General features: G+C 64.5%; 20 protein-coding genes. 3 read left to right on the top strand and 17 right to left on the bottom strand.

From position 1 onward, the window contains the following. Positions 1 to 31: 31 nt before the first annotated feature. The 8 genes from IVB12_RS21075 to IVB12_RS21040 all read right to left on the bottom strand — a co-directional run bounded on the left by IVB12_RS21075 (position 32) and on the right by IVB12_RS21040 (position 10689). Positions 32 to 643, bottom strand: coding sequence for a TRAP transporter small permease (locus tag IVB12_RS21075; protein WP_247301512.1), 612 nt, complete (start codon positions 641 to 643; stop codon positions 32 to 34). Then, positions 636 to 1637, bottom strand: coding sequence for a TRAP transporter substrate-binding protein (locus IVB12_RS21070; RefSeq protein WP_247301510.1), 1002 nt, complete (start codon positions 1635 to 1637; stop codon positions 636 to 638). The genes IVB12_RS21075 and IVB12_RS21070 overlap by 8 nt, the downstream gene beginning before the upstream one ends. A gap of 39 nt (positions 1638 to 1676) precedes the next feature. Next, the gene (locus IVB12_RS21065; protein WP_247301508.1) at positions 1677 to 3335 is read right to left on the bottom strand and encodes a hydantoinase B/oxoprolinase family protein; all 1659 of its coding nucleotides are present in this window, start codon (positions 3333 to 3335) and stop codon (positions 1677 to 1679) included. Positions 3336 to 3337: 2 nt separating this feature from the next. Continuing rightward, positions 3338 to 5422 (bottom strand): hydantoinase/oxoprolinase family protein, encoded by a 2085-nt coding sequence (locus IVB12_RS21060; RefSeq protein ID WP_247301507.1) that lies wholly within the window; start codon positions 5420 to 5422, stop codon positions 3338 to 3340. Positions 5423 to 5563: 141 nt separating this feature from the next. Next, positions 5564 to 6385, bottom strand: coding sequence for an NAD-dependent protein deacetylase (locus IVB12_RS21055; protein WP_247301506.1), 822 nt, complete (start codon positions 6383 to 6385; stop codon positions 5564 to 5566). Between the two features lie 73 nt (positions 6386 to 6458). Then, positions 6459 to 8258 (bottom strand): cation:proton antiporter, encoded by a 1800-nt coding sequence (locus tag IVB12_RS21050; RefSeq protein WP_247301505.1) that lies wholly within the window; start codon positions 8256 to 8258, stop codon positions 6459 to 6461. A gap of 211 nt (positions 8259 to 8469) precedes the next feature. Continuing rightward, a complete protein-coding gene (locus IVB12_RS21045; protein WP_247301504.1) occupies positions 8470 to 9300 on the bottom strand; it encodes an SDR family oxidoreductase in 831 nt (276 codons plus the stop codon). 54 nt (positions 9301 to 9354) lie between these two features. Further along, complete coding sequence (locus tag IVB12_RS21040; protein ID WP_247301503.1) at positions 9355 to 10689, bottom strand: solute carrier family 23 protein; 1335 nt, start codon at positions 10687 to 10689, stop codon at positions 9355 to 9357. Between the two features lie 126 nt (positions 10690 to 10815). Here IVB12_RS21040 and IVB12_RS21035 point away from each other — a divergent pair, with 126 nt between their 5' ends. Next, positions 10816 to 12144: a dicarboxylate/amino acid:cation symporter gene (locus IVB12_RS21035; protein ID WP_247301502.1), complete on the top strand. Its 1329-nt coding sequence runs from the start codon at positions 10816 to 10818 to the stop codon at positions 12142 to 12144. 224 nt (positions 12145 to 12368) lie between these two features. Here IVB12_RS21035 and IVB12_RS21030 read toward each other — a convergent pair whose 3' ends face one another. The 9 genes from IVB12_RS21030 to IVB12_RS20990 all read right to left on the bottom strand — a co-directional run bounded on the left by IVB12_RS21030 (position 12369) and on the right by IVB12_RS20990 (position 20817). Further along, positions 12369 to 12716, bottom strand: a complete 348-nt coding sequence (locus IVB12_RS21030) for a RidA family protein (RefSeq protein ID WP_247301501.1) — start codon at positions 12714 to 12716, stop codon at positions 12369 to 12371. 14 nt (positions 12717 to 12730) lie between these two features. Continuing rightward, positions 12731 to 13852, bottom strand: a complete 1122-nt coding sequence (locus IVB12_RS21025; protein ID WP_247301500.1) for an FAD-dependent oxidoreductase — start codon at positions 13850 to 13852, stop codon at positions 12731 to 12733. Further along, on the bottom strand, positions 13849 to 15267 hold the full coding sequence (locus IVB12_RS21020; RefSeq protein WP_247301499.1) for a (2Fe-2S)-binding protein: 1419 nt from the start codon (positions 15265 to 15267) through the stop codon (positions 13849 to 13851). Before IVB12_RS21020 ends, IVB12_RS21025 begins: the two co-directional genes overlap by 4 nt. After that, on the bottom strand, positions 15264 to 15560 hold the full coding sequence (locus tag IVB12_RS21015; protein ID WP_247280232.1) for a (2Fe-2S)-binding protein: 297 nt from the start codon (positions 15558 to 15560) through the stop codon (positions 15264 to 15266). The genes IVB12_RS21020 and IVB12_RS21015 overlap by 4 nt, the downstream gene beginning before the upstream one ends. Before the next feature lie 274 nt (positions 15561 to 15834). Further along, the gene (locus IVB12_RS21010; protein ID WP_247301496.1) at positions 15835 to 17031 is read right to left on the bottom strand and encodes an FAD-dependent oxidoreductase; all 1197 of its coding nucleotides are present in this window, start codon (positions 17029 to 17031) and stop codon (positions 15835 to 15837) included. An 8-nt stretch (positions 17032 to 17039) separates the two neighbouring features. Continuing rightward, positions 17040 to 17846 (bottom strand): ABC transporter permease, encoded by an 807-nt coding sequence (locus IVB12_RS21005; RefSeq protein ID WP_247301495.1) that lies wholly within the window; start codon positions 17844 to 17846, stop codon positions 17040 to 17042. Then, entirely contained in the window at positions 17843 to 18718 is an 876-nt protein-coding gene (locus IVB12_RS21000) for an ABC transporter permease (RefSeq protein WP_247301493.1), read from the bottom strand. Before IVB12_RS21000 ends, IVB12_RS21005 begins: the two co-directional genes overlap by 4 nt. Further along, on the bottom strand, positions 18715 to 19755 hold the full coding sequence (locus IVB12_RS20995; protein ID WP_247301491.1) for an ABC transporter ATP-binding protein: 1041 nt from the start codon (positions 19753 to 19755) through the stop codon (positions 18715 to 18717). Before IVB12_RS20995 ends, IVB12_RS21000 begins: the two co-directional genes overlap by 4 nt. 27 nt (positions 19756 to 19782) lie before the next feature. Next, the gene (locus IVB12_RS20990; RefSeq protein ID WP_247301490.1) at positions 19783 to 20817 is read right to left on the bottom strand and encodes an ABC transporter substrate-binding protein; all 1035 of its coding nucleotides are present in this window, start codon (positions 20815 to 20817) and stop codon (positions 19783 to 19785) included. A gap of 273 nt (positions 20818 to 21090) precedes the next feature. Here IVB12_RS20990 and IVB12_RS20985 point away from each other — a divergent pair, with 273 nt between their 5' ends. Beyond that, a complete protein-coding gene (locus IVB12_RS20985) occupies positions 21091 to 22017 on the top strand; it encodes a LysR substrate-binding domain-containing protein (protein ID WP_247301488.1) in 927 nt (308 codons plus the stop codon). Between the two features lie 52 nt (positions 22018 to 22069). Continuing rightward, positions 22070 to 22783 carry a type 1 glutamine amidotransferase gene (locus IVB12_RS20980; protein ID WP_247301487.1) on the top strand — a complete coding sequence of 238 codons (714 nt, stop codon included), beginning with the start codon at positions 22070 to 22072 and terminating at the stop codon, positions 22781 to 22783. The last annotated feature ends 265 nt before the right edge of the window (positions 22784 to 23048 follow it).

Raw genomic sequence — 23048 nt, 5'->3', positions numbered from 1 at the left:
ATCCGCTGTCCGGAGGCTGGCGCGTGAGCGATCATTCTACGGGCGAGGCCTTCATGCGGTGATCCTCTAGCGGCAGGCCGAGCACGGCCTGGATCGCGCGCGCCAGGAACTGAAGCGTCAAGAGCAGCATGCCGAAGGTGACGACGGCTTGTGGAAACCACAGCGGCGTATCGCTCGAGGTCGAGACCTGGCCGCGCACATAGGCACCGAAGGCAAACTTCGCCATCGCTGAGGTCAGGAACGCCATGAAAGCGAAGCCGGCAGCCGCCGACAGGACTTCGAGTACGCGCTGCACCAAGGCCGGCGCGTTCTTGAGCAGCAGGACGACTCGGATGTGACCGCCGCCACGCAGCGTCATCGCGGCGCCAAAAGTGAAGGACGCCGCCATCAGATAGGACGAGTATTCCCAGGCGATCGAGATCGACGGCGGGAAAAACGACAGGAAGTTCGAGAGGAAGCGCGTTGCGACCTCGCACAGCATCAGCAGGGCCAGCATCAACAGACAGCCGCCGCCAATCCAGCCGTCGAGCCGGCCGAGGCGGTCGATGCCGTCGAGCAGGATGCGCAGCGGCGCCGGCGCCGTTGCATTGAGGCTCTGCGGAGCTTCGGGCGAGACGCTCACGACGCCTTCACCATCAGCCACGCTTCATTTCGGCGAGATAAGCCCGCACCGGCTTGTCGGCTGCCGGCACGCGTTTGAGGAAAGCATCGAGCTGCGGCGCGGTCTTGGCCCGAATTTCGGTCATCATCGCGTCCGAGACCGGCACCACCTCCATGCCGCCCTCCTTCAGACGATTGAGGCTGTCTACATCGGCCTTGAGCGAGTTGGCCCAGAAGCCCGGCTCCATCTTGGCGGCGATGCCGCCGATGAGCTGCTGCTGATCGGCGCTGAGCGCTTTCCAGGAATCGAGATTGACGGTGAGCATCTGCGACGACCAGACGTGGTTGGTTGGGTAGACGTATTTCAGGAACTCCCAGAATTTTCCGTCGACACCCGACACTGACGACGTCGAGACGCCGGCCACTGCGCCGGAAGCGAGCGCAGGGATGGTCTCCCCCCAGGGAATCATGACCGCGGCCATGCCGATCGCGTTCAGCATGTCGACGGCGTTCTTGTCGGGGACGCGGATCTTGATGTTCTTCAGGCCCTCGACGTTGGCGACCTTGACCTTGAGATGCAGATATTGCGTCGGCCACGGCACGATGTAGAGGATCTTCTGGTTGTTGCGGGTGACGACTTTCTCGTATTCGGGCCGCACATATTTGTGCAGCACCTTCAGCTCGTCCATCGAGCCGCACAGGAAGGGGATGCTCTCGACGCCCATGAAGGGCTCGTCGCCGACCTGCTGGATGTTGAGGACGTCGGCGAGCGGCACCAGGCCATCGCGCACGGCGCGCAGATGCTCGGGGCCCTTGAAGCCGAGCTGGCCGCCGGCCTTCACCGTGATGTTGACAGTGCCGCTGCTCTGCTTCTTCACCTCCTCGGCGAAGGCAAAAGCGTTCTGGGTGTGGAAATTGCCGTCAGGCCAGACCGTCGACATGTCCCAGCTCACGCCCGCCGCCCGGGCGCGAGTGGAGATGTGGCCGGCCGCAAGCAGCGTCGCTGCGCCCGCGGTGAAGCTTCGTCGCGTGATCATTGCACCCCTCCGTTCGCTACGCGCGCGACGCCTGACGCGTCACCGTGTGTACCCGTAAACTGCAATCGCGCTATCGGCAGACACGAGGCCGCTCTCGACGTCGTCCTTGACGGCCGCTCGATCGCGTTCGACGGGCGCGCCGATCCCGGCACCGCCCGGTGTCAGCACCACCAGCCGATCCTCGGGCGGCACCTGCTGAAAGCCCTTGCCCCGCAGCTTCTTTCCAGACTTCAGGCCGACATAGCCGGCCGCGCCGTCCTCGCCGCCATCACGCCCGCGCGGCGGATGATCGATACGGTCGAACGCGGCAAGAATGTCGAACGGGGCATCGACGCCGCTGCCAACCTCGATGATCTGACCGAGCCCGCCGCGGGTGCGCCCTGCTCCGCCGGAATCCGGACGCAGCTCCTTGCGCCAGAAGATCAAAGGCGTCTGCGTCTCTGCGATCTCGACCGGCGTACCGCGCACACCGCTGGGATAGGCGGTGGCCGACAGCCCGTCCTTGTCGAAGCGCGCACCGGTGCCGCCATTGGAGGTCACCGCCATCGAGAACCCGTAATTGCCGCCGGCGCCGCTTCGGGTCTGTCCGCGGACGTTGAGATTCCACAGGCACGAGGTGCCTTCGGCCGGCACGCGCTCGGGGATGATCTGGCGCAGGCAGCCGAACACGACGTCGGGCAACATCTGGCCGATGATGTGGCGCGAGGCCACCGGCGCCGGCTTCGGCGCATTGAGGATCGCACCCGCCGGCGCCGACACCGTCAGCGGCGAGAGCGAGCCGGCGTTGTTCGGGATCTGCGAGGCAACGACGCAGCCGAGACCGAACACGGTGTAGGCCGTGGTATAGGACAAGGGCACGTTGATGCCGAACTTGGAGGCGGCCGAGGTGCCGTCGAAATCGACGTGAATGCCTTTGTCCGAAATCGTCAAGGTCGCGACAAGCGTGACCGGCGCGTCATAGCCGTCGACAACCATGGTGTTGCGCCAGCTTCCTTTCGGAAGTTTCGCGACCTCGGCCAGCACGGCCTCGCGCGAGCGTTCGCAGATGTAGTCGCCGAGCTCGTCGAGCGTATCGATGCCGAACTCCGTCATCATCTCGACCAGGCGCTCGCAACCAACGTCGTTGCAGCCCGCGAGCGAATAGGTATCACCCTCGGTGTCTATAGGCAGCCGCGTGTTGGTGCGGATCATCGCCATCAGCGTCTCGTTGACGACGCCCTGATCGATCAGCTTCAGCATGGGGATGTAGAGCCCCTCCATGAACACGTCGGTGGCATCGGGACCGAAACCGATGCCACCGATGTCCATGAGATGGCTGGTGCAAGAGAAGAGTGCGACGACCTTGCCATCCTTGAAGCACGGCGTGGTGACGACGAAGTCGTTGAGATGGCCGGTGCCCATCCACGGATCGTTGGTGATGTAGGCGTCGCCTTCCTTCATCGTCTGGAGCGGGAAGTGCGCGATGAAGTGCTTGACAGATTCTGCCATCGAATTGACGTGGCCGGGCGTGCCGGTCACCGCCTGCGCCAGCATGCGGCCCTTGAGGTCAAACACGCCGGCAGAGAGGTCGCCGCATTCGCGCACAATTGGACTGAAGGCGGTACGGAGCAGGACCTGCGCCTGCTCCTCGACCACGGCGATCAGCCGGTGCCACATGATCTGGAGGTCGATCAGGCTCGCGCCGCTTGCCTTGCTCATGATCAGGCCGCCTTTCGTTCCATGACGATGCTACCGGCACCGTCGATATGGGCGTCAAAACTGGTCGAGACGAAGGTGGAGGTCTCGTCCTCCGCGATCACGGCAGGGCCTGCAATGGTCGCGCCGGGCGCCATGTCTTCGCGGCGATAGAGCGGGATCTCGATCACCTCGCCTGCGCGGCCGTCGAAGAACTTGCGGCTGCCGGCCGCCTTTCCGGCGGGCTTGCGCGCGACGGCCGCGACCGCAGCTGGATTGCGCGCCTCGGTGGTCGCGAGCACCGACCAGCTCAACACCTCGATCGCCGCCCCCGGGATCGGCCGCTCGAACATCGCAGCATAATCCGCCTCGAATTTCTGGCGCAGGCCGGCGAGATCGGCGGTCGTCAGCCGCCGGTTCGGCAGCTCGACCGAGATCTCGTGGCCCTGGCCGACATAGCGCATGAAGGCGGCGCGCCGCTCCCGCACGGGCGCACCGGCGGCGCCGGGTTCGACCAGCGCACGCGCTTCGGTCGCCGTCTCCTGCAAGAGATCGGAGACCGCCTCGGTGTCGAAATCATCGAGTCGGACATGACGACTGCGCACCAATTCGTAAGCGATGGGCGCCGCCAGGAATCCGACGGCTGATCCGACACCGGCATTCGATGGCACGATCACCCGGGAGACGCCGATCTTCTCGGCGACGCGCGCCGCATGCAACGGTGCAGCGCCACCGAACGCGATCAGCGTGTGCTGGCCGACCACGGCGCCGCGCTCGACCGCATGCACGCGCGCCGCGCTTGCCATGTTCTCGCAGACGACCTCGTGCACGGCATAGGCGGCGGTTTCCGCGGACAGGCCGAGCGGCTCGCCGACATCGCGCAGCAGCGCCTGTTTGGAAAGCTCGGGGTCGAGCTTGATCGTACCCGCCGCAAAGGCGTCGGGATCGATCAAGCCGAGCGCAACGTCCGCATCGGTCACGGCCGGACGCTGGCCGCCGCGGCCGTAGCAGGCCGGCCCCGGCTCCGATGACGCACTTTCCGGACCCACGGTGACGCGCTTCATCGCGTCGACATGGGCAATCGAGCCGCCGCCGGCGCCGATCTCGACCATCTCGATCACGGGGATGCGCACCGGCAGGCCGGAGCCTTTGAGGAAGCGCGCGGCGCGATCGACCTCAAACACGCGCGAGGTCTCAGGCTGATACTTCTCGATGAGGCAGATCTTTGCGGTGGTGCCGCCCATGTCGAAGGACAGCACCTTGGTCTCGCCAAGACGCGCCGCGATCTGCGCCGCGAAAATCGCTCCGCCAGCCGGACCGGACTCGACGAGACGCACCGGAAAGCGCCGCGCCGTCTCGATCGAGGTGACGCCCCCGCCGGAGGTGACGAGATAGATGGCGCCGCGGAACTGCTCGACGTGCAAGGCGTCCGCCATGCGGGCCAGATAGCCGTCGATAAGGGGTTGCACATAGGCGTTCGCAACCGCGGTGGAGGTCCGCTCATACTCGCGAATTTCCGGACACACGGCCGACGACACGGTCACGGAGATGCCGGGCATCTCCTCGCCCAGGATCGCGGCAGCGCGGCGTTCGTGCTCGGGATTGGCGTAGGAGTGCAGGAAGGCGATCGCGACGCTCTCGACGCCTCGCTCACGCAATTTCGGCGCGAGCGCGCGCACAGAAGTCTCGTCCAGCGGGAGCCGAACGGCACCGTGCGCGTCGATACGCTCGGGGACGGTGAAGCGCAGACTGCGCGGCGCCAGCGGCTTCGGCTTGTCGATGCTGAGGTCATATTGGTCGTAGCGGCTCTCGGTGCCGATATCGAGCACGTCGCGAAAGCCCTCCGTCGCAATCAGCGCGGTTTTCGCGCCGCGCCGCTCGATGATGGCATTGGTCGCGAGCGTGGTGCCGTGAATGAAGACGTCGATGTCGCTGATATGCGCGCGCGCGTCAGCGAGGATGAGGCGCATGCCGTCCAGCACCGCCTGCTCGGGCCGCTGCGGCGTCGTCAGCACCTTGCGCGTCTTGCGCGCCGCGCCCACGTCCAGCACGATATCGGTGAATGTGCCACCGATATCGACGGCAAGCCGCACCTCGGCTCCCTCAAGCATTCCAAATTCTCCGCGCTGATCGTCAAGACTGAGGTCGAAAGCGCAGCAATTTCCATGCCATGGACGACGAGGACAACGCCACGCCCGGCTATTCTGCTTGGCACCTATGCAATAGGCAAGACGTGTTCGACGCCTGCGCGATCAGAGCAGGAATGCAAGCGCCGACTCGCAGCGCTCCTCGACCTTTAGCGTCAGGAGATCGTCGGCGCGGGTGCGGCCGAGATTGACCGCTGCAATCGGAATTTTGCGCTCCGCGGCAGCCTGCACGAAGCGGAATCCGGAATAGACCATCAGCGAGGAGCCGACGATCAGCATGGCGTCGGCCTGCGCCAGATGATCGTGCGCGGTGGCGACAATATCGCGGGGGACGTTCTCGCCGAAGAACACGACGTCGGGCTTGAGGATGCCGCCGCAGGTTTCGCAGGCCGACACTTCGAAGGACGAAAACTCCTCGTGCTCCAGATCGGCGTCGCCATCAGGTGCATCGGCGGCATCGAGCGTCAGCCAGGCCGGATTCGCGCGGCCAAGCGCGTGCTGAAACTCATCGCGCGGCGTCCTGCAGCCGCAGCCCATGCAGCGGACCAGATCGAGTCGGCCGTGCAGGTCGATCACCTGCCGGTGGCCGGCGGACTGATGCAGCCGGTCGACGTTCTGGGTCAGCAGCATCCCGCACCGGCCGTTCGCCTCGAGCCTGGCCAGCGCATGATGCGCATCATTCGGCTTGGCTTGGCCGAACCGCCGCCATCCGATCAGACTGCGCGCCCAATAGCGCCGGCGCGTATGCTCGTGCGACATGAAGGCCTGGAAATTCACCGGCTGGGTGCGCTTCCAATTGCCGTGGCTGTCGCGATAGTCGGGAATGCCCGAATTGGTGCTACAGCCCGCGCCGGTCAGCACGAACAGACGTTCGTGTCGGCCGATGAAATCCTGGAGCGGAAGGTTTGGCAGCGGAGCACTTGTCATGACGCAGATGTAGTTCGTGCGGGCGGGTTTTGCCAGATGATGATGGTCCGCAGCGCACGGCCTGGAGAGGTGGCTATCTCGGGGACCGGCGCCCTGTGCTATCGAGCAGACGAGTTTTCTCTTCTGCTGCAATGCGGGCGGCTTGCTGCAATGTCAGCCGAAATTCGTCCCGTTTCTCGTGCACCGAGGCGATCGCATGCCCGACCGCGACTCCGAGGCCGATCAGTGCCGCTTCGGAAAGTTGCAGGCTTGCCTCGATGGTTTCCGGCACCGCATCGGTTGCGCCGATCGCATAGAGGTGACGGGCATGATCGGCGTCCCGCGCACGTGAGACGATCAGCACGTCCGGCCGCACGGCGCGGATCCGCTCGACGACAGCATCGATTGCTGGTCGCGACTGAATGGTGATGATCACACCGGTCGTCTGCATCAGGCCGCAGGCTTCGAGAAAGCCCGGTTCTGTCGCATCACCAAAATAGACCTTATGACCATCGCGGCGGTCGCGCGCCACGGCGACTGCTTCGTTGTCGACCGCGATGTAGTTTAGGCCGTGGCTGGTCAGCAGCGAACAGACGACCTTTCCAACGCGGCCGTAGCCGACCACGATGGCCTGCGCCCGGTCGCCGGGCGGCCGAACCGTCAGTTCGGGATCGAGGGTTCGCTCGCCACCCAGTTTCGCGGCCAATCGTCGCCCGAGCATGCCCAAAAACGGCGTCAATGCCATCGTTGCGGCGGTGATGGCGACGACAAAGCTCGACACGCGCGGTTCGATCAGGCCGAGCGCCGCCGCCATCCCGATGCTTACGAAAGCGAATTCGCCAACAGGAGCCAGCAGGAAGCCGACCTCGATCGCCGACGGCCACGAGAGCCTGAAGAGGCGGCCCAGGATGATGAGCATGATCGCCTTGCCGGTCAGAACCCCGATGACGGCGGCCAGCAACCAACCAGGCTCGCGCATGAACACGCGGACATCGATGGCCATGCCGACGGTGAAGAAGAAGATGCCTAGCAGCAGGCCCTTGAATGGCTCGACGGTGGCCTCGATGGCCTTGCCATACTCCGTTTCAGCCAGCATCAGTCCTGCAACAAATGCTCCGAGCGCCATCGATAGGCCGGCTTGGTGCGCGGCAAGGCCTGCGCCGACGATGACGAACAAGGTCGCCGCGACGAACAACTCCATCGAATGAGTGCCCGCAACCATCTGGAACAGCGGACGCATCAGCAGCCGTCCGATCAGAATAAGAAAAGCGACCGCCACTACGGCCTTCAAGATCGCACTGGAGATGTGCGCCACGACGGAGCCGTCGCTGCCCGCGCCGAGCACCGAGACGAACACGAGAATGGGAACCACTGCGAGGTCCTGGGCCAGTAGCACCGAGAAGCTGGCGCGCCCCGCAATGGTCGCGAGCCGCCTGTCGCTGGACAGAAGCTCAAGCACGATAGCCGTCGAGGACAGCGCAAGGCTTGCGCCGAGGATCACGGCGGTATGGGAATTCTTCCCCGCGAGAAGCGTCGCGCCGAAAATGATCGCAGACGTCGCCAGCACCTGCAGGCCGCCAAGCCCGAACACCAGGCGCCGCATCGTCACGAGCCGCCTGAAAGACAGCTCGAGCCCAATCAGGAATAGCAGGAACACGACGCCGAGATTGGCGATGCCTTCAACGTTCTGCGCGTCCGCAACGGTGAACCAGTACAGGAACGGGAGGTCCTGAACGAGCGAGCCGAGTCCGAGCGGGCCGAGGATGGCACCGGCACCGAGATAGCTCAACACCGGATTGATGCCCCAGTGGCGGACGATCGGCACCACGACGCCGGCAGTGCCGAGGACCACCAGCGCGTCACTGTAGGCATTGATGTTTATGGTTGTGGTCACGGAGCCTTCATGTGTCGGCGCTCGCCACTAGCGGCAGCGTCGTCCACGATCGATAGCACACGGCGCCGCAGACCCCTACCCGGCTCCGACCGCCTTTGCCGCGCGGGCATTGGTGGCCAGCACGCCAGCGAGGAGGCTCGCCTCGCGACCACGATCTAATCGTTGCAACCGGGTCGGGCCGCCGCAGATGCGCACGCTCCCAAGCTGACGTTCAACTCGCCCAATTCTCCCGGAATTCGGGGAACAGCGTCAGGCCTCCGCAGGCATAGATGGTCTGTCCGGTGATGTAGCTCGCATCATCCGAGGCGAGGAAGGCGAACACCGCGGCGATCTCTTCCGGCGTGCCGACACGTCCGAGCGGAATGTGGGAGGTGACGACGCCGCGCTTCTCGGGATCACCGGTCCACGCCGCGTTGATCGGCGTGTCGATCGCGCCGGGTCCAACCGCATTGACGCGAATGCCGCGGCCGGCGAATTCAAGGGCCAGCGTACGCGTCAGATTACCCATGCCGCCCTTGCTGATCGAATAAGCGAGATAGCCGGGCTTTGGGATGATCTGGTGGACGCTGGAGCAATTGATGATACTCCCACCTCCGCCGCGGGCGACGAAATGCGCGAGCGCCTTCTGGGCGCAAAGCACGGCGCCATTGAGATTGACGTCAATGATGCGACGATAGGTTTCGACGTCGAGCGCATCGCTCGGCGATTCCCGCTGGAAGCCGGCATTGTTGACCAGGCAATCGAGGCGCTTCCAGCGCGCCAGGACCGTCTCGAACATCGCGCCGATGTCCTGCTCGTTGCCGACATCGGCCTTGACGATGATGTGATCGAGCCTGCCATGACCCCGATCGCCCGATGCCGTCCGCGCCAGCGCAAGCGTCTCCTCGGCCCTTTCAGGATGATCGAAATAATTGATGGCGACGGTCGCGCCTTCCTGGGCGAGCCGGATGGCGACGGCGCGGCCGATGCCTTGCGAGGCGCCGGTCACCAGCGCGTATTGGCCCACGAGGCGCGAGGGAAAGGAGGTTGAGGTTTGCGGCATGAGTTCTCTCCGGGATGCTTGATCATCGGCGGAACTGGCTTTTTGTTCCATCCCTCAGCGCATTACTTCGATCCGCTCGGCGCGGCGTGCGAGTGGCGAGGTCAGAATCTGATACAGGATGATGGCGCCAAAGGTTGCGGTACCGATTCCGCCGATGGTGAACGCACCGAATTTGAGCGTAAGATCGCCGGCGCCTGCCGTGAGCGCCACCGCAACGGTAATCAGGTTCGCGGGATTTGCAAAGTCGACCTTGTTCTCGACCCAGATCCGTCCCGCCATCGCCGCGATCAACCCGAACAGCACGATCGAGAGGCCGCCGATGACCGGACCTGGAATCGACAGGATGAGCGCGCCGAATTTCGGCGAGAAGCCGAGCAGGATCGACACCGTGGCCGCGAACGCAAACAACAAGGTGGAATAGACTTTCGTCGCCGCCATGACGCCGATATTCTCGGCATAGGTGGTGACGCCGGTGCCGCCGCCGCAGGCCGCCACGATGGTCGCGAGGCTGTCGGCCAACAGGGCGCGGCCGAGATAGCGATCGAGGCTCCGGCCCGTCATGGCGCCGACGGCCTTGATGTGACCGAGGTTCTCGGCGACGAGAACGATCGCAACCGGCGCGATCAGGAAAATTGCATCGGCATGGAAGCTCGGCGCGGTGAAGTTGGGCAGGCCGAACCACGGCGCGGCCGAGAGTTGCGCGAAGTCGATCGGTTTGCCGAAACCGAGTCCGTTCGCGAACAGCAAGTACAAAAGATATCCGCCGATGGCGCCGGCAATGATCGGCAGGCGGCGCCACAGGCCCGGCGCGGCAACGGCGACCACGCCGATAATCAGAACGGTCGCAAGCCCGATCCAGGTGTCGAACGTGCCGGCGCTCACAGCCTTGACCGCCACCGGCGCAAGGTTGAGCCCGATCGCAGCGACCACGGCGCCGGTGACAGCCGGCGGCAGCAGCTTCTCGACCCAGCCAACCCCAGACCACATCACGATCAGCGCAATCAGGCCGTACAGCACTCCGGCTCCGATGATGCCGCCGAGCGCAATTGACAGGTTCGGGTTCGGCCCTTGCCCCACATAGCCGGTGGCAGCGATGACGACGGCGATGAATGCGAAGCTCGAGCCGAGATAGCTCGGCACGCGTCCTGCGACGATGACGAAGAAGATCAGCGTGCCGATGCCGGAAAACAGGACCGCAACATTGGGATCGAACCCCATCAGTAGCGGCGCGATGATCGTTGATCCCGACATTGCGACGCAATGCTGGAGACCGGAGACAACGGTCTGACCCCAAGACAGCCGCTCCTCCGGCATGATCACGCCCGAGGTCTTGAGTTTCCATCGCGGAAAATAGCCTTGCACGCGTTCTTCGGAGCCTGTTGTCGACATGTTTCCCCCGACTTGCGGTGCAGCGGTCGATCGTCGTGCGATCCGACAAAAATGTGATTGTCGCTTCCGCCACGGCCATCACATGATGCAAATCAAGCAAAATCGATACGTTCCGGGGCGTACAATATGACACAAGTCGCGGTCCAGCCAGCCGTCCGCCGCCGGCATCAGCCCTGGTACAAGATCCTCTACGTCCAGGTCCTGATCGCGATCGCGCTCGGCGTGCTGATCGGTTATTTCTATCCCGATCTCGGCAAGGCCTTGAAGCCGCTCGGCGACGGTTTCATTGCGCTGATCAAGATGATGATCGCACCGGTGATCTTCTGCACAGTGGTGCACGGCATCTCCTCGATGGGCGATCTCAAGCGCGTCGGCCGGGTCGGGCTCAAGTCGCTGATCTATTTCGAGACGGTCTCGACCGTCGCGCTCGCGGTCGGTCTGCTCGTCGGCGAGATTCTCCAGCCCGGGCGTGGCTTCAACATCGATCCCGCCACGATCGATCCGAAATCGGTGGCCACCTACGTCACCAAGGCCAAGGAAGAGGGCATCGTCGCCCATCTGATGGCGATCATCCCCGACAGCTATCTGGGCGCCATCGCGCGGGGCGACCTGCTTCAGGTGCTGTTGATCTCGATCCTGTCGGGCTTCGCCATCGCCTTCCTCGGCAAGGCCGGTGAGCCCATTGCGGACGCGATCGACAAGGCCGCAAAAATGTTCTTCGGCATCATCCGCATCATCGTGCGCGTGGCGCCAATCGGCGCCTTCGGCGCGATGGCGTTCACCGTCGGCGCCTACGGTCTCGGCTCGCTGCTCAACCTCGCCGCCCTGATCGGCACGTTCTACCTGACCAGCATCCTGTTCGTGCTGATCGTGCTCGGTGCGATCGCCCGGTTCGCCGGTTTCTCGATCCTGCGCTTCATCGCCTACATCAAGGACGAGTTGCTGATCGTGCTCGGCACCTCGTCCTCGGAGACTGTGCTGCCGCAGATGATCCAGAAGATGGAGCATCTCGGTGCCTCGCGCTCGGTCGTCGGCCTGGTCATCCCCACCGGCTACAGTTTCAACCTCGACGGCACCAACATCTACATGACGCTGGCGACGCTGTTCCTGGCGCAGGCGACCAACACCCATCTGACCTTCTGGCAGGAGCTCGGTATTCTCGGCATTGCCATGATCACCTCGAAGGGCGCCTCGGGCGTCACCGGCGCCGGCTTCATCACGCTCGCCGCGACGCTCTCGATCGTGCCCGACATCCCGATTCAGTCGATCGCGATCCTGGTCGGCATCGACAAGTTCATGAGCGAGTGCCGCGCATTGACCAATCTGATCGGCAATGGCGTTGCCTGCGTCGTCATCAGCATCTCCGAAGGCGAGCTCGATCGCGACGCGCTGCACGAGACCATGGCCCACCCGCTGGAGATCGGCGAGGCGTTGGAACCCGGCGGCAGAGCGTAGCGGTTCCGACGCGGTAGTTTCCCGGAATGGAAAAGCGGTGAGATACGCGTCACAACAATGGCATCACCGATCGATAGTCAATCTTTCGGCCCGACGCGCTGGGGGCAGGGCGTCGGGCTTTTGAAAATCTTCACCAGAACCGTGCGGCAGAAGTGCAGATTCAAGCCGCAGTTTCAAGGAGACGACAGCGCGGCGAGCGCTGACGTCCCTATCGGTCTGCACGATCAGCCCTTCAGGGCGGTGACCACCACCTCGATCAGCGCGCCGCCGCCGAGATCGGCGACGCCGACCGTGGCGCGGGTCGGCAGATTGTCGCCGAAGAACTCGGTCCAGGCCGTGTCCATCTCCTTCTTCTTGGACAGATCGGTGACGAAGATCGAGGCGCTGACCACTCGGCTCTTGTCGGTTCCCGCTTCCTTCAGATAGCTGGCGATCTTGCCGAGGATGTTGCGGGTCTGGTCGCCCATCGAGACCGAGGTGTCGTCGGCGATGGTGCCGCCGAGGAAGACGAATCCATTGGCTTCGACGGCGCGGTGCATGATGGGCGTGCGGATGCTGCGGGTGATGCTCATGATGTCCTCTTGTTCTAGAGCGTGGAAGGATGGAAGCGGTCAATGCCGAGATCGCCGACGCGGGTCTGGGTGCCGCCGTTGACGATCAGCTCCGCCATCACGGCGCCGGCGCCGGGGCCGAGCTGGAAGCCGTGCAGCGAAAAGCCGAACTGGTGATAGAGGCCCACGTGACGTGAGCTCGGGCCGAATACGGGGATGTCATCCTTCATCCTGGCCTCGATGCCGGCCCAGGCCCGCACGATCATCGCACTGCGCATCACCGGAAACAGCTCGAACACGGTGCGGGCGCTGATGGCGAGGCTCTTCCAGTCGAGCACCGTCTCGTTGCGGTCCAGGTTCGGCGTTGCCAGATGGCCGCCGCCGATCAGCACGGTGCCGTTCGAGAATTGCTTGAAGGACAATTTGCGGCCGCGCAGGATCACGACGGGATCGATGAAGTGCGGCACGCGCGAGGTGATCATCAGCATCGGCGCCACGGTTTCGACCGGAACGGGTTCGCCGAGCGCGGCGGCGATCTTCCCGGCCCAGGCGCCCGCCGCGTTGACCAGCACCGGTGCGGCATAGGTGTCCGGGCCGACATCGACGTGCCAGAGACCGCCGCTGCGGCGGATGTTGCCGGCCGCCTCGCCCTCGCGCACGACGACACCGAGCTGCTCGGCCTTGCGGCGGAAGGCTGTCATCGTCTGCGCCGGATTGGCCGCGCCGTCACGGCGCGACACCACGCCGCCGGGACAGGTCTCGGCCACGGCCGGCACCAAGCGCCGCAACTCGGCCGCATCGATCAGCTCCTCATGGGTGAAGCCGAGCGCGTTGAGCTCGGCCACGCGCGCGCGGCAGACCGCCAGCTCCTCTTCGTTCTCCGCGACGAGGACCTGGCCGTAGCTTTCAAAGCTGCAATCGTCGTCGACGAGCTCCGAGATCCTCTCCCAAATCCCCATCGAGCGTATTGAGAGCGGAATCTCGGGGATGTGCCGGGCGAGTTGACGCACGCCGCCGGCGTTGACGCCGGACGCGTGACGGCCGGCATAATCCTTCTCGATCAGCACCGGCTTCATGCCGGCAAGGCACAGATGCAGCGCGGTCGAGCATCCGTGGATGCCGCCGCCGACGACGATTGCATCCACGTTTCTGGTCATCCGCGCACCACCGCCTTGACGTCGGCCTCGCTCTTGGGAACGGCGGCGAGCTCGGCGAGCGTGATCGGCTTCACCGGCGCGCGCAGCCGGTAATAGCCAATCTCCTGCGGGGTCTTCCCGCGGGCCTGCGCCATCAGCTCGGTGACGGTGAGGCCGCAGAGCCGGCCCTGGCACGGACCCATGCCGGTGCGGCGATAGGCCTTGAGCTGGTTCGGCCCGGTCGCGCCGATCGCGACTGCGTCGAGAACGTCCTTTGCGGTGACCTCCTCGCAGCGGCAGACGATGGTATCGCCCGAGGGAATGCGGAACTGCGGCGAGGGGCGGAACAGCGTATCGAGGAAAGTGCGGCCGCGCTCGGCCTTAGCGAGATCGGCACGAAGCGCCGACATTGGCGCGAGCTTCGCGGCAGCCGCGGGCGCCAGTGCTTCCACGGCCGCGCGCGCCGCGATGCGGCCGCGCGCCACGGCCGCGCTCGCGCCGCCGATGCCAGCGCCGTCGCCGGCAATCGCGATGCCGGCGACCGACGAATCACCATTCGCATCGAGCACCGGCGACCAGCACAATTGCAGCTCGTCCCAACGATGCTCGACGCCGGCCGACATCGCCAGATTGACGTTGGGCACAACGCCCTGATGCAGCAGCAACAGATCCGAAGGAATGGTCTCGCGCTTGCCGCCGGCGACATAGCTCACGCTCGCGAGCTGACCGTCGCCGGATGCAGAGAGCTCGGTGACGCCGGAGACGACCTGCACTTTCGCCTTCACCTCGCGCATCATGAATAGCCCCTTGCTGAAATAGGGCGAGGTCAGGAAGGCGAAGGCATGCGGCAGCGCGGCGAAATAATTGCCGCGCTCGGTCGTGTCGAGCATGCGGTCGATGCGGCCGCCGAGGCGCAGGATCTGCGCGGCGAGCAGCCAGAGCAGCGGCCCCTGCCCTGCGATCACCGTGCGTCCGTCAGGCACCAGCGCCGAGGACTTCAGCATCGTCTGCGCGGCGCCCGCGGTCATCACACCGGGCAGCGTCCAGCCGGGAATTGGAAACGGCCGCTCCAGCGCGCCGGTCGCGAGGATCACGCGCTGCGCCGTGACGAAGGCAGAGGCCCCGCCGATCGAGACGGCGATCTCGAGGTTGCGATCGAGGCTCCAGACCGTCGCGCGATGGAGGACCTCGGCATTGCTGGCGCGCAGCGCCTGCACGAGATCGGCGCCCGCCCAATAATCGGCGCCGAGCTGATTGCGCTCTGTCAAGGGCGTCGAGCCAATGGCGCGGAAAACCTGACCGCCCGGACCGATATTCTCATCGAGCAGCAGCGTCGACAGGCCGGCTTCGGCTGACGTTGCAGCGGCCGCGAGGCCGGCCGGACCTGCGCCGATCACAACGACGTCGTAGGCTTCGCGCTTGGGAGCCACAGTCATTTGCCGATCTCCCGCTTGCCCTTTTGGATTTCGATTCTCATGCCCTCTGCGACGGGCACGAGACACCCCTGGCGATTGCCGATGCCATCGATGGTGACGAGGCAGTCGAAGCAAACCCCCATCATGCAATAGGGCAGGCGCAGCGCGCCGCTCACTGCGGTGGACCGCCGCGCATCAACGCCGGAGGCCAATAGCGCCGCAGAGACAGTGTCGCCCTGACGTGCTGCAACGGCAGCGCCATCGACGAAAATCTGCACTTGTGGCCGTTTGTCCTGTTCGGATCGTCTAAACATGGGATGCCCCTTTGGCTCCTTCTCTGAACTTGGTGGAGCATAGGAAAATCAGGTGCGGCCGCGATGGCTTCACCTCTCCCCAACGGGGAGAGGTCGGATTGCGCCTGGCGATGCGAAGCATCGTCCAGTGCAATCCGGGTGAGGGGCCGCAGCGCCCGGTAAGACCGTAACCCCTCACCCGGATCGCATCTTTCGATGCGATCCGACCTCTCCCTACGGGAGAGGTGATTTGAGCTCTGGGCCAGCATCGATTCAAAATCGACCCTCCTATTTTCTAATAACCGCTGTGGTTCGCAGCGCCCGCACCGCCAAAACGACTCGCCGAGAACGCGCCGACCAGTTCCGGCTCGAGCGCGCCCTGCGCCACCATGCGCGCGATCTCGAACGCGTGGTTGGAGGCGAGCGTCACGCCGGAATGACAGCAGGCGACGAAGGCGCCGGGATGCGTCTCCGACTGGTCGTAGATCGGAAAGCCGTCTTGCGGCATGACGCGAATTCCGGCCCAGCTTCTGATAACGTTGAGCCGCGACAGATGCGGAAACATCCGTTGCGCGCGATCGGTCATCACGGCGCTGATGGAATGCTTCAGCGCGCGGTCGTCGAGCTCGTCCTCCTTGCTGTCGCCGATCATCACCGTGCCCTCGTCGGTCTGGCGGATCGTGGTCAGCGGATGTGGCAGGAACGGCATGGTGCGCTCGGTCACCACGATCTGGCCGCGGGTGGGGCCCATCGGCGCGTAGAGCCCGACCATCGGCGCCAGCGTCCGGTTGGCATTGCCGGCGGCAAGCACGACCTTCGCGGCGCGCAGCTCGCCCTTCGGCGTGGTCAGGCGGAATTCGCCGCTGCTCTTGCTGATCGCCGACACCGGACGTTCCGGAAAATAATCGATGCCGAACGCCCTGAAGCCGGTGTGGAAGGCGCGGAACGTGCGCAGCGAATTGACGTGGCCGTCGAGCGGGCAATAGCTGCCGCCGGAAACTTCGGGGCCGATCAGCGGCAGCGACTTCTTCACTTCGGATGCGGAGAGCATCTCCATCTTGTAGTCGGCCGCGCCGACCTGGTTGTGCATGCGCTTGACCAGCTCGGTGCGCTGGCCGAATTCGTCCTCGCCGAGGGTGAGATGGAAGCCGCCATTCTGCTGAAGAGAGACGTCGAGCCCGGTCTGCTGCTTCAGCTCCGACGCAAGTCGGCTCCACGCCTGCGACGCCTGCACGGTCCACACGGTATAGGCGGGCATGCCGAGTCCCTTGCTCTGCACCCAGACCAGCGCGAAGTTCGCACGCGAGGCGCGCTTGGCGATGTCGCCTTCGTCGAGCACCGCGACTTTTTTGCCGAGCCGGCCGAGGCCCCAGGCAATGGCGGAGCCGAGCAGCCCGCCGCCGACGACGGCGACCTCGTATTCAGATTTTTGCTTTGACGCGTTGTCTCTACGCGAGCCGGCGTCCACTTCGCTCGAAAACGCTTTAGACATAGATTTTCCTATCGTCCCGTATCGCCCTTGCCGGCGAGCACACGGTCGAGCCCGTAGAAGCGGTCGAGCAGAATGAGGGCGGTCATGGTGATCGCGATCACGCAGGCCGAGACCGACGTCACCAGCGGATCGATGTTGTCCTGGATATAAAGGAACATGCGCACCGGCAACGTCTCGGTACCAGGCGCCGCGAGGAAGACGGTCATGGTGAGATCGTCGAAGGACTGGATGAAGGCGAGCGCCCAGCCGCTGACGACGCCGGGCAGGATCAAGGGCAGCGTCACGCGGCGGAACAACGTCCAGCCGTTGGCACCGAGCGAAATCGCGGCCATCTCGACAGAAAGATCCATGCCGGTCGCCGCCGCCAGCGTTAGTCGCAGCGCGAACGGAAACACGATGATGACATGCGCGATGATGAGCGCCGCGAAGCTGCCACTCATGCCTGCGGAGGTGAAGAAACGCAGAAAGGCGATGCCGAGCACGACATGCGGAATCATCAGCGGCGACAGGAACAGCGCGGCCAGCGCATCGCGGCCGCGGAAGCGGTAGCGCGCAATCGCCAGCGCCGCAGGCACCGCGAACAGCAGCGCCACCAAGGACGACAACGCGCCGAGCCCAAGGCTGACCCAGAACGCATGGACGAATTCGGGGTAGTTGGCGATCGTCCTGAACCAGCGCAGCGAAAATCCTTTGATCGGCAGCGACAGGAAGCCCTCGGGTGTAAACGCGACGAGGCAGACCACCAGGATCGGTGACACCATGACGATGACGAAGATGGTGTGGAAGATCAACGCCAGCGGCCCGTTCCGTCTCATCGGAACACCTCCGCATAGCGGCGCTCGATCAGCGCATTGCTGCCGACGACGATCAGCACCAGCGCGACGAGAAGGAGCGTCGCGACCGCTGCACCGAGGGGCCAATTCAGCGTGTTGAGAAACTCGTCGTAGGCGAGCGTCGCGGCGACCTTAAGCCGGCGGCCGCCGATGATCGCAGGCGTCGCAAAGGCGCTGGCCGAGAGCGAGAACACGATGATGGCGCCCGACAGCACGCCCGGCATGATCTGGGGCATGATGATGCGGCGGATGATGGTCGCGGGTCCCGCGCCAAGCGACAGCGCGGCGTTCTCGACCTGCGGATCGAGCCGCTGCAGCGCGGCCCATACCGACAGCACCATGAACGGCATCATCACATGCGCGAGCGCAACGACCATGCCGGTTTCAGTAAACATGAAGGGAATGGGGGAGCGGATCACCCCGAGCGACATCAAGAGCTTGTTGACCAGTCCGTTATTGCCGCCGAACAGCAGCGCCCAGCCGAGCGTACGCGCCACCACCGAGATCAGCAGCGGCCCGAGGATGATCAGCAGGAAGAAGCTCTTCCAGCGACCGCTCATGCGGTTGAGGATGTAGGCTTCAGGCGCGCCGAGGACGGCGGTGAGTAATGTGGTCAGGATCGCGATTCGAAAGGTCCGCCAGAACATTTCGGCGTAATAGGGATCGGTCGCGATCTCGTGCCAGTTCTTGAGAATGAAGACCGGTTCGATGCCTTTGTACTGGCCCCAATCGTGGAACGACAGCATCACGGTCATCGCCAGCGGAATCAGCAGCACGCCGACGAACAGCATCAGGGCGGGCGCAGTCAGAGCCCACGGCGCACGCGCGTTACGTTCCTCGGCGGCCGCGCTCATGCGACGGCCCTCGCACGCACACTCATGTCCTCGGGACGCCAAGCCAGACGCACCGCCTCGCCTTCGGCGGGCTGCGCCTTGCCGTCATTCTGATGGATTACGATGGCGGGCCCGCATTCGCTCTCGCACTGGAACAGCCAGTGATTACCTTGGAAGATGCGGGTGACGATCTTGGCGCTAAGGCCGGCATCGCCGAAGCCGATCCTTTCAGGGCGAATGCTGACAGTGACAGGGCCGCTGAAACCCGCCGGCGCCGGCGCGCTCCAGGAGCCCGCGGTCAGCCGCGCCGGCGTGACGGCCCGATCGATCACCGCCGCAAAGTCGTTGGTCTTGCCGAGGAACTGCGAGACGAAGGCCGAGGACGGCTTCTCATAGGTCTCCTGCGGCGTGCCGATCTGCTCGATGCGGCCCTGGCTCATCACCACGATGCGGTCGGACAGCGACATCGCCTCGTTCTGGTCGTGGGTGACCAGGATCGTGGTGGTGCCGACCGTGCGCTGGATCTGGCGCAGCTCGATCTGCATCTCCTCGCGCAGCTTTGCGTCGAGGTTGGACAGCGGCTCGTCGAGCAGGAGGACGCTCGGCTTGATCACCAGCGCGCGCGCCAGCGCCACGCGCTGCTGCTGGCCGCCGGACATGCGGCGCGGATGACGGTCCTCGTAGCCGGCGAGGCCGACCATCGCCAGCGCGGCCCGGACGCGCTCAGCTTTTTCAGCGCGCGACACCTTGCGCATCTCAAGGCCGAAGGCGACGTTCTCCGCCGCGGTCATGTGCGGAAACAGCGCGTAGCTCTGGAACACGATGCCGAGGCCGCGCTTGGCCGGATGGATCGCGGTGAGGTCCTTGCCCTCCAGCCGGATCGCACCGCGGGTGGGATCGAGGAAGCCCGCGATCATCTGCAACGTCGTGGTCTTGCCGCAGCCGGAGGGCCCGAGGAAGGAGATGAACTCCCCCTTCGTCACCGACAGACTGAAGTCATCGACCACGGTCTGCGCGCCGAACTGTTTTGCGACCCGATCAAGCTCGAGATAGGCCATGCGCTGTCTCCGCTACTGACGATCAGATCAGCGTTCGACCTCGCGGTTCCAGCGCTTGGTCCACTCCTCGCGCTTCTCGTTGATGACGGTCCAGTCGGGATTATAGAGCTTCGCCGCGCGCTCGCCGATCGGTGCCATCTTGCCGAGCTCGGGCGGGATCACCAGCGATTTCAGCACCGGGCCGTAGCCATAGTCCTTCAGCATCACCAGCTGGATCTTGGGATCGAGCAGCATCTTGACGAAGCTCGCGGCCAGCGGAGAAGCGTTGGGCTTGGCGATCGGACATGCCGTCGTCAGCAGCGTCGCAGCGCCCTCCTTCGGATAGACGAAGTCGACGGGGAAGCCGGTATTGGCGAAGCTCTGCACGCGGCCGGTACCCCACACCGCGATCACGGCCTGGCCGGACTGGAACAGCTCGGTCATCTTGCCGGGCGACGGCTCATAGGCGAGCACGTTCGGATTGATCTGCTCCTTGAAGATCTTGAAGCCGGAATCGACGTTGGTCTCGCCGCCGCCATTCATCTTCGACAGCATCACCAGGGCTTCGAGGCCGTAGGTGTTGTTGATCGGGGGGATGACGAGTTGCTTGGCGTATTTCGGATCCTTCAGATCGTTCCACGAGGTCGGCGGCGCCCAACCTTTCTCTTTGAACACCTTGGTGTTGTACATCAGGCCTGTCGCGACGATGCCGATCGCGACCGCACGATCATCCTTGAAGCGGGCGGTGTCGTAGAGATCGGCCGGCAATCCGTCGAGCTTGCCGCAGAAGCCGAGCTGGATCGCTTGGTACATCGGGCCGTCATCGACGATGGCGACGTCGATCTGCTGGTTACCCTTCTGCGCCTGGAGCTTTGCCAGCGTGTCAGTCGAGTTGCCGGCGACGTACTCGACCTTGACGCCGTTCTCCTTCTCGAAAGCGGGGATCACCTCGTCGCGGATCGTCTTCTCGAATGAGCCGCCATAGCCCGCGACATAGAGCGTCTTTTGCTGGGCCGATGCGGCCGACGGGGCGGCAATCAGCGCCGCGATGCTGACCGCGGTCAGAAGGCGAAAAGTCTTCATGTGGACCGATCTCCATACCGGAATGAGGTGACGTGCCGACAAGTCTCCGGCCGAAGCACCTTCCGCATTTCCTTCCGCGCAAACCCCTCTCCGACCAGGGCTCCGGCCCCTGCTCGGCGGGTTTTGGCGCGATTTGGAGGTTTGAACGCCTCCAATCTGCCGAAAAAGCGGGCTGGCTCCAGCTCTGATGAAAAAGATCGCAAACCCAAGCTTCCATCGTCCAATGAATAATGGCACCCTCTGCATGCCGAAATGTTATGAGTGGAATTCGAGATGGCGCGGATCAATTCGCGGCAGGTCGAGGCTTTCCGGGCGACCATGCTGACCGGCAGCGTCACCGAGGCGGCAAAGCTGATGGTGGTGACGCAGCCCGCCGTCAGCCGGTTGCTGCGCGATTTCCAGGCGCTGCTGAAGATGGAGTTGTTCGAACGACGCGGCACCGGTCTCGTGCCGACCGCGGCGGCGATGGCGCTCTACACCGAAGTCGAGCGCTCGTTCGTCGGTCTCGAACGCATCACCGCGGCGGCCGAAGAAATCCGCGGCCGGCGCACCGGCTCGCTGCGCATCGCCGCGCTGCCGGCGCTCGCGAACGGCTATCTGCCGCGGCTCGCCGGGCAGTTCTTGAAGGAGCGGCCCAACCTCAACCTCGCCTTCTTCGGCGTGATCTCGCCGATCGTGGTCGACTGGGTGCTGAACAATCAATGCGACATCGGCTTTGCCGAGGTGCCGATCGCCCATTCCGGCCTGCCGAGCCTGCGGCTGCCGGCGTTGGCGCGTGTCGCGGTGCTGCCGACCGGACATCGTTTGGCGGAGAAGGAAGTGTTGGAGCCGGGCGATTTCGAGGGCGAGACGTTCATCTCGCTCTCTGCGGGATCATCGAGCCGGCACCTGGTCGACCAGGTCTTCCATCGCAGCGACGTTCGCCGCGTGCTGCGGGTGGAGACCACGCTGTCGGAGATCATGTGCGGCATGGTTTCGTCGGGGCTTGGCGTGTCGATCTGCGATCCCTTCACCGCACGGGAATTTGCAACGCGCGGCGTCGTCGTGCGTCGCTTCCTGCCGCGCATCGACTTCGAGTTCTCGGCCGTCTTCCCGGCCCAGCGCAGCCCCTCGCCGGTGGCGCTGGATCTGGTCGAGACCATGCGCAAGGCGCTCACTGAGCTCGAGGACAAGTCCGCAAATGGTTTTGCGCCTGGTTGATTTGGACGCCGTGCGGGTCCCGTTGTATGCTGCCTGCCCCCGCAGGTAGCATATGGCACGCATCACCATCGTCGAGACCGGGCTGGTTCCTCAAGAGCATCGCGAGCGGCACGGCTCGTTTCCGGACATGTTCGAGCGCATGATCCGCGCCGAGGACCCCATGGCTACAATCGACATCGTCAGCATTCCGAATGGGGATGCACTGCCCGATCCGCGCGGCTTGGAGGCCATCCTGATCACCGGCGCGGCGGCCGGCGTCTATGACAGGCTCGACTGGATCGCGCCGCTGGAAGATTTCGTGCGCACGGCTTACGCCAAGAAGACGCCGATGGTCGGCGTCTGCTTCGGCCATCAACTGATCGCACGAGCGCTCGGCGGCACTGTACGCAAGTCGGAGAAGGGTTGGGGCATCGGCCGGCATGTCTATCAGGTGCTGCCGGAGAACGGCGTGATCGACGGCGAAGCCATCGCAATCGCCGCCTCGCATCAGGACCAGGTGATCGAGCCCCCGAACGAGGCGCTGACGATTCTCTCGTCGGACTTCACGCCGCATGCCGGCCTGCTCTACGCCAACGGCACCACGCTGACCGTGCAGCCGCATCCGGAGTTCGACGTGGCGTTTGCACAGGTGTGTTGCGACCTGCGCGACGGCAAGGCGCCGGATGATGTCGTCACAACAGCGCGGGCATCGCTGTCAGAGCCGATGGACAACGCCAAGCTCGGTGGGGCGATCACAAGGTTCTTGACGAGGCGCTCGGCGCCTTAGTCGCACCCACTAGCCGCGAGCACTTCTTCCCTTCTCCCCTTGTGGGAGAAGATGGCGCGAAGCGCCGGATGAGGGGTCTGTCTCAGCGCATCCAAATAAGAATTGAATTCGTGGGGAGAGACCCCTCACCCGGCTTCGCTTCGCGAAGCCACCCTCTCCCACAAGGGGCTATGGGATTCCCGGTTTTATGCTTTGGATTGCAAGCAGATAACCTTCGAGGATTGCGGCGAGGCGGTCCCAGCCGTCTCGCATTGTCTTTGGGCCT

Origin of the sequence: Bradyrhizobium sp. 179 (genome assembly GCF_023073535.1) — a bacterium.
GTDB lineage: Bacteria > Pseudomonadota > Alphaproteobacteria > Rhizobiales > Xanthobacteraceae > Bradyrhizobium.
The sequence above is the reverse complement of the archived record's forward strand: the minus strand, read 5'-3'. Positions and strand labels throughout refer to the sequence as shown.

What these genes read in the sequence shown, in the direction of transcription:
- IVB12_RS21015 (WP_247280232.1), bottom strand. Translation starts at nt 15,560, where the DNA reads ATGTTTAGACGATCCGAACAGGACAAACGGCCACAAGTGCAGATTTTC.
- IVB12_RS20990 (WP_247301490.1), bottom strand. Translation starts at nt 20,817, where the DNA reads ATGAAGACTTTTCGCCTTCTGACCGCGGTCAGCATCGCGGCGCTGATT.
- IVB12_RS20980 (WP_247301487.1), top strand. Translation starts at nt 22,070, where the DNA reads ATGGCACGCATCACCATCGTCGAGACCGGGCTGGTTCCTCAAGAGCAT.
- IVB12_RS20995 (WP_247301491.1), bottom strand. Translation starts at nt 19,755, where the DNA reads ATGGCCTATCTCGAGCTTGATCGGGTCGCAAAACAGTTCGGCGCGCAG.
- IVB12_RS21060 (WP_247301507.1), bottom strand. Translation starts at nt 5,422, where the DNA reads ATGCTTGAGGGAGCCGAGGTGCGGCTTGCCGTCGATATCGGTGGCACA.
- IVB12_RS20985 (WP_247301488.1), top strand. Translation starts at nt 21,091, where the DNA reads ATGGCGCGGATCAATTCGCGGCAGGTCGAGGCTTTCCGGGCGACCATG.
- IVB12_RS21010 (WP_247301496.1), bottom strand. Translation starts at nt 17,031, where the DNA reads ATGTCTAAAGCGTTTTCGAGCGAAGTGGACGCCGGCTCGCGTAGAGAC.
- IVB12_RS21035 (WP_247301502.1), top strand. Translation starts at nt 10,816, where the DNA reads ATGACACAAGTCGCGGTCCAGCCAGCCGTCCGCCGCCGGCATCAGCCC.
- IVB12_RS21065 (WP_247301508.1), bottom strand. Translation starts at nt 3,335, where the DNA reads ATGAGCAAGGCAAGCGGCGCGAGCCTGATCGACCTCCAGATCATGTGG.
- IVB12_RS21070 (WP_247301510.1), bottom strand. Translation starts at nt 1,637, where the DNA reads ATGATCACGCGACGAAGCTTCACCGCGGGCGCAGCGACGCTGCTTGCG.
- IVB12_RS21005 (WP_247301495.1), bottom strand. Translation starts at nt 17,846, where the DNA reads ATGAGACGGAACGGGCCGCTGGCGTTGATCTTCCACACCATCTTCGTC.
- IVB12_RS21000 (WP_247301493.1), bottom strand. Translation starts at nt 18,718, where the DNA reads ATGAGCGCGGCCGCCGAGGAACGTAACGCGCGTGCGCCGTGGGCTCTG.
- IVB12_RS21055 (WP_247301506.1), bottom strand. Translation starts at nt 6,385, where the DNA reads ATGACAAGTGCTCCGCTGCCAAACCTTCCGCTCCAGGATTTCATCGGC.
- IVB12_RS21040 (WP_247301503.1), bottom strand. Translation starts at nt 10,689, where the DNA reads ATGTCGACAACAGGCTCCGAAGAACGCGTGCAAGGCTATTTTCCGCGA.
- IVB12_RS21045 (WP_247301504.1), bottom strand. Translation starts at nt 9,300, where the DNA reads ATGCCGCAAACCTCAACCTCCTTTCCCTCGCGCCTCGTGGGCCAATAC.
- IVB12_RS21020 (WP_247301499.1), bottom strand. Translation starts at nt 15,267, where the DNA reads ATGACTGTGGCTCCCAAGCGCGAAGCCTACGACGTCGTTGTGATCGGC.
- IVB12_RS21025 (WP_247301500.1), bottom strand. Translation starts at nt 13,852, where the DNA reads ATGACCAGAAACGTGGATGCAATCGTCGTCGGCGGCGGCATCCACGGA.
- IVB12_RS21030 (WP_247301501.1), bottom strand. Translation starts at nt 12,716, where the DNA reads ATGAGCATCACCCGCAGCATCCGCACGCCCATCATGCACCGCGCCGTC.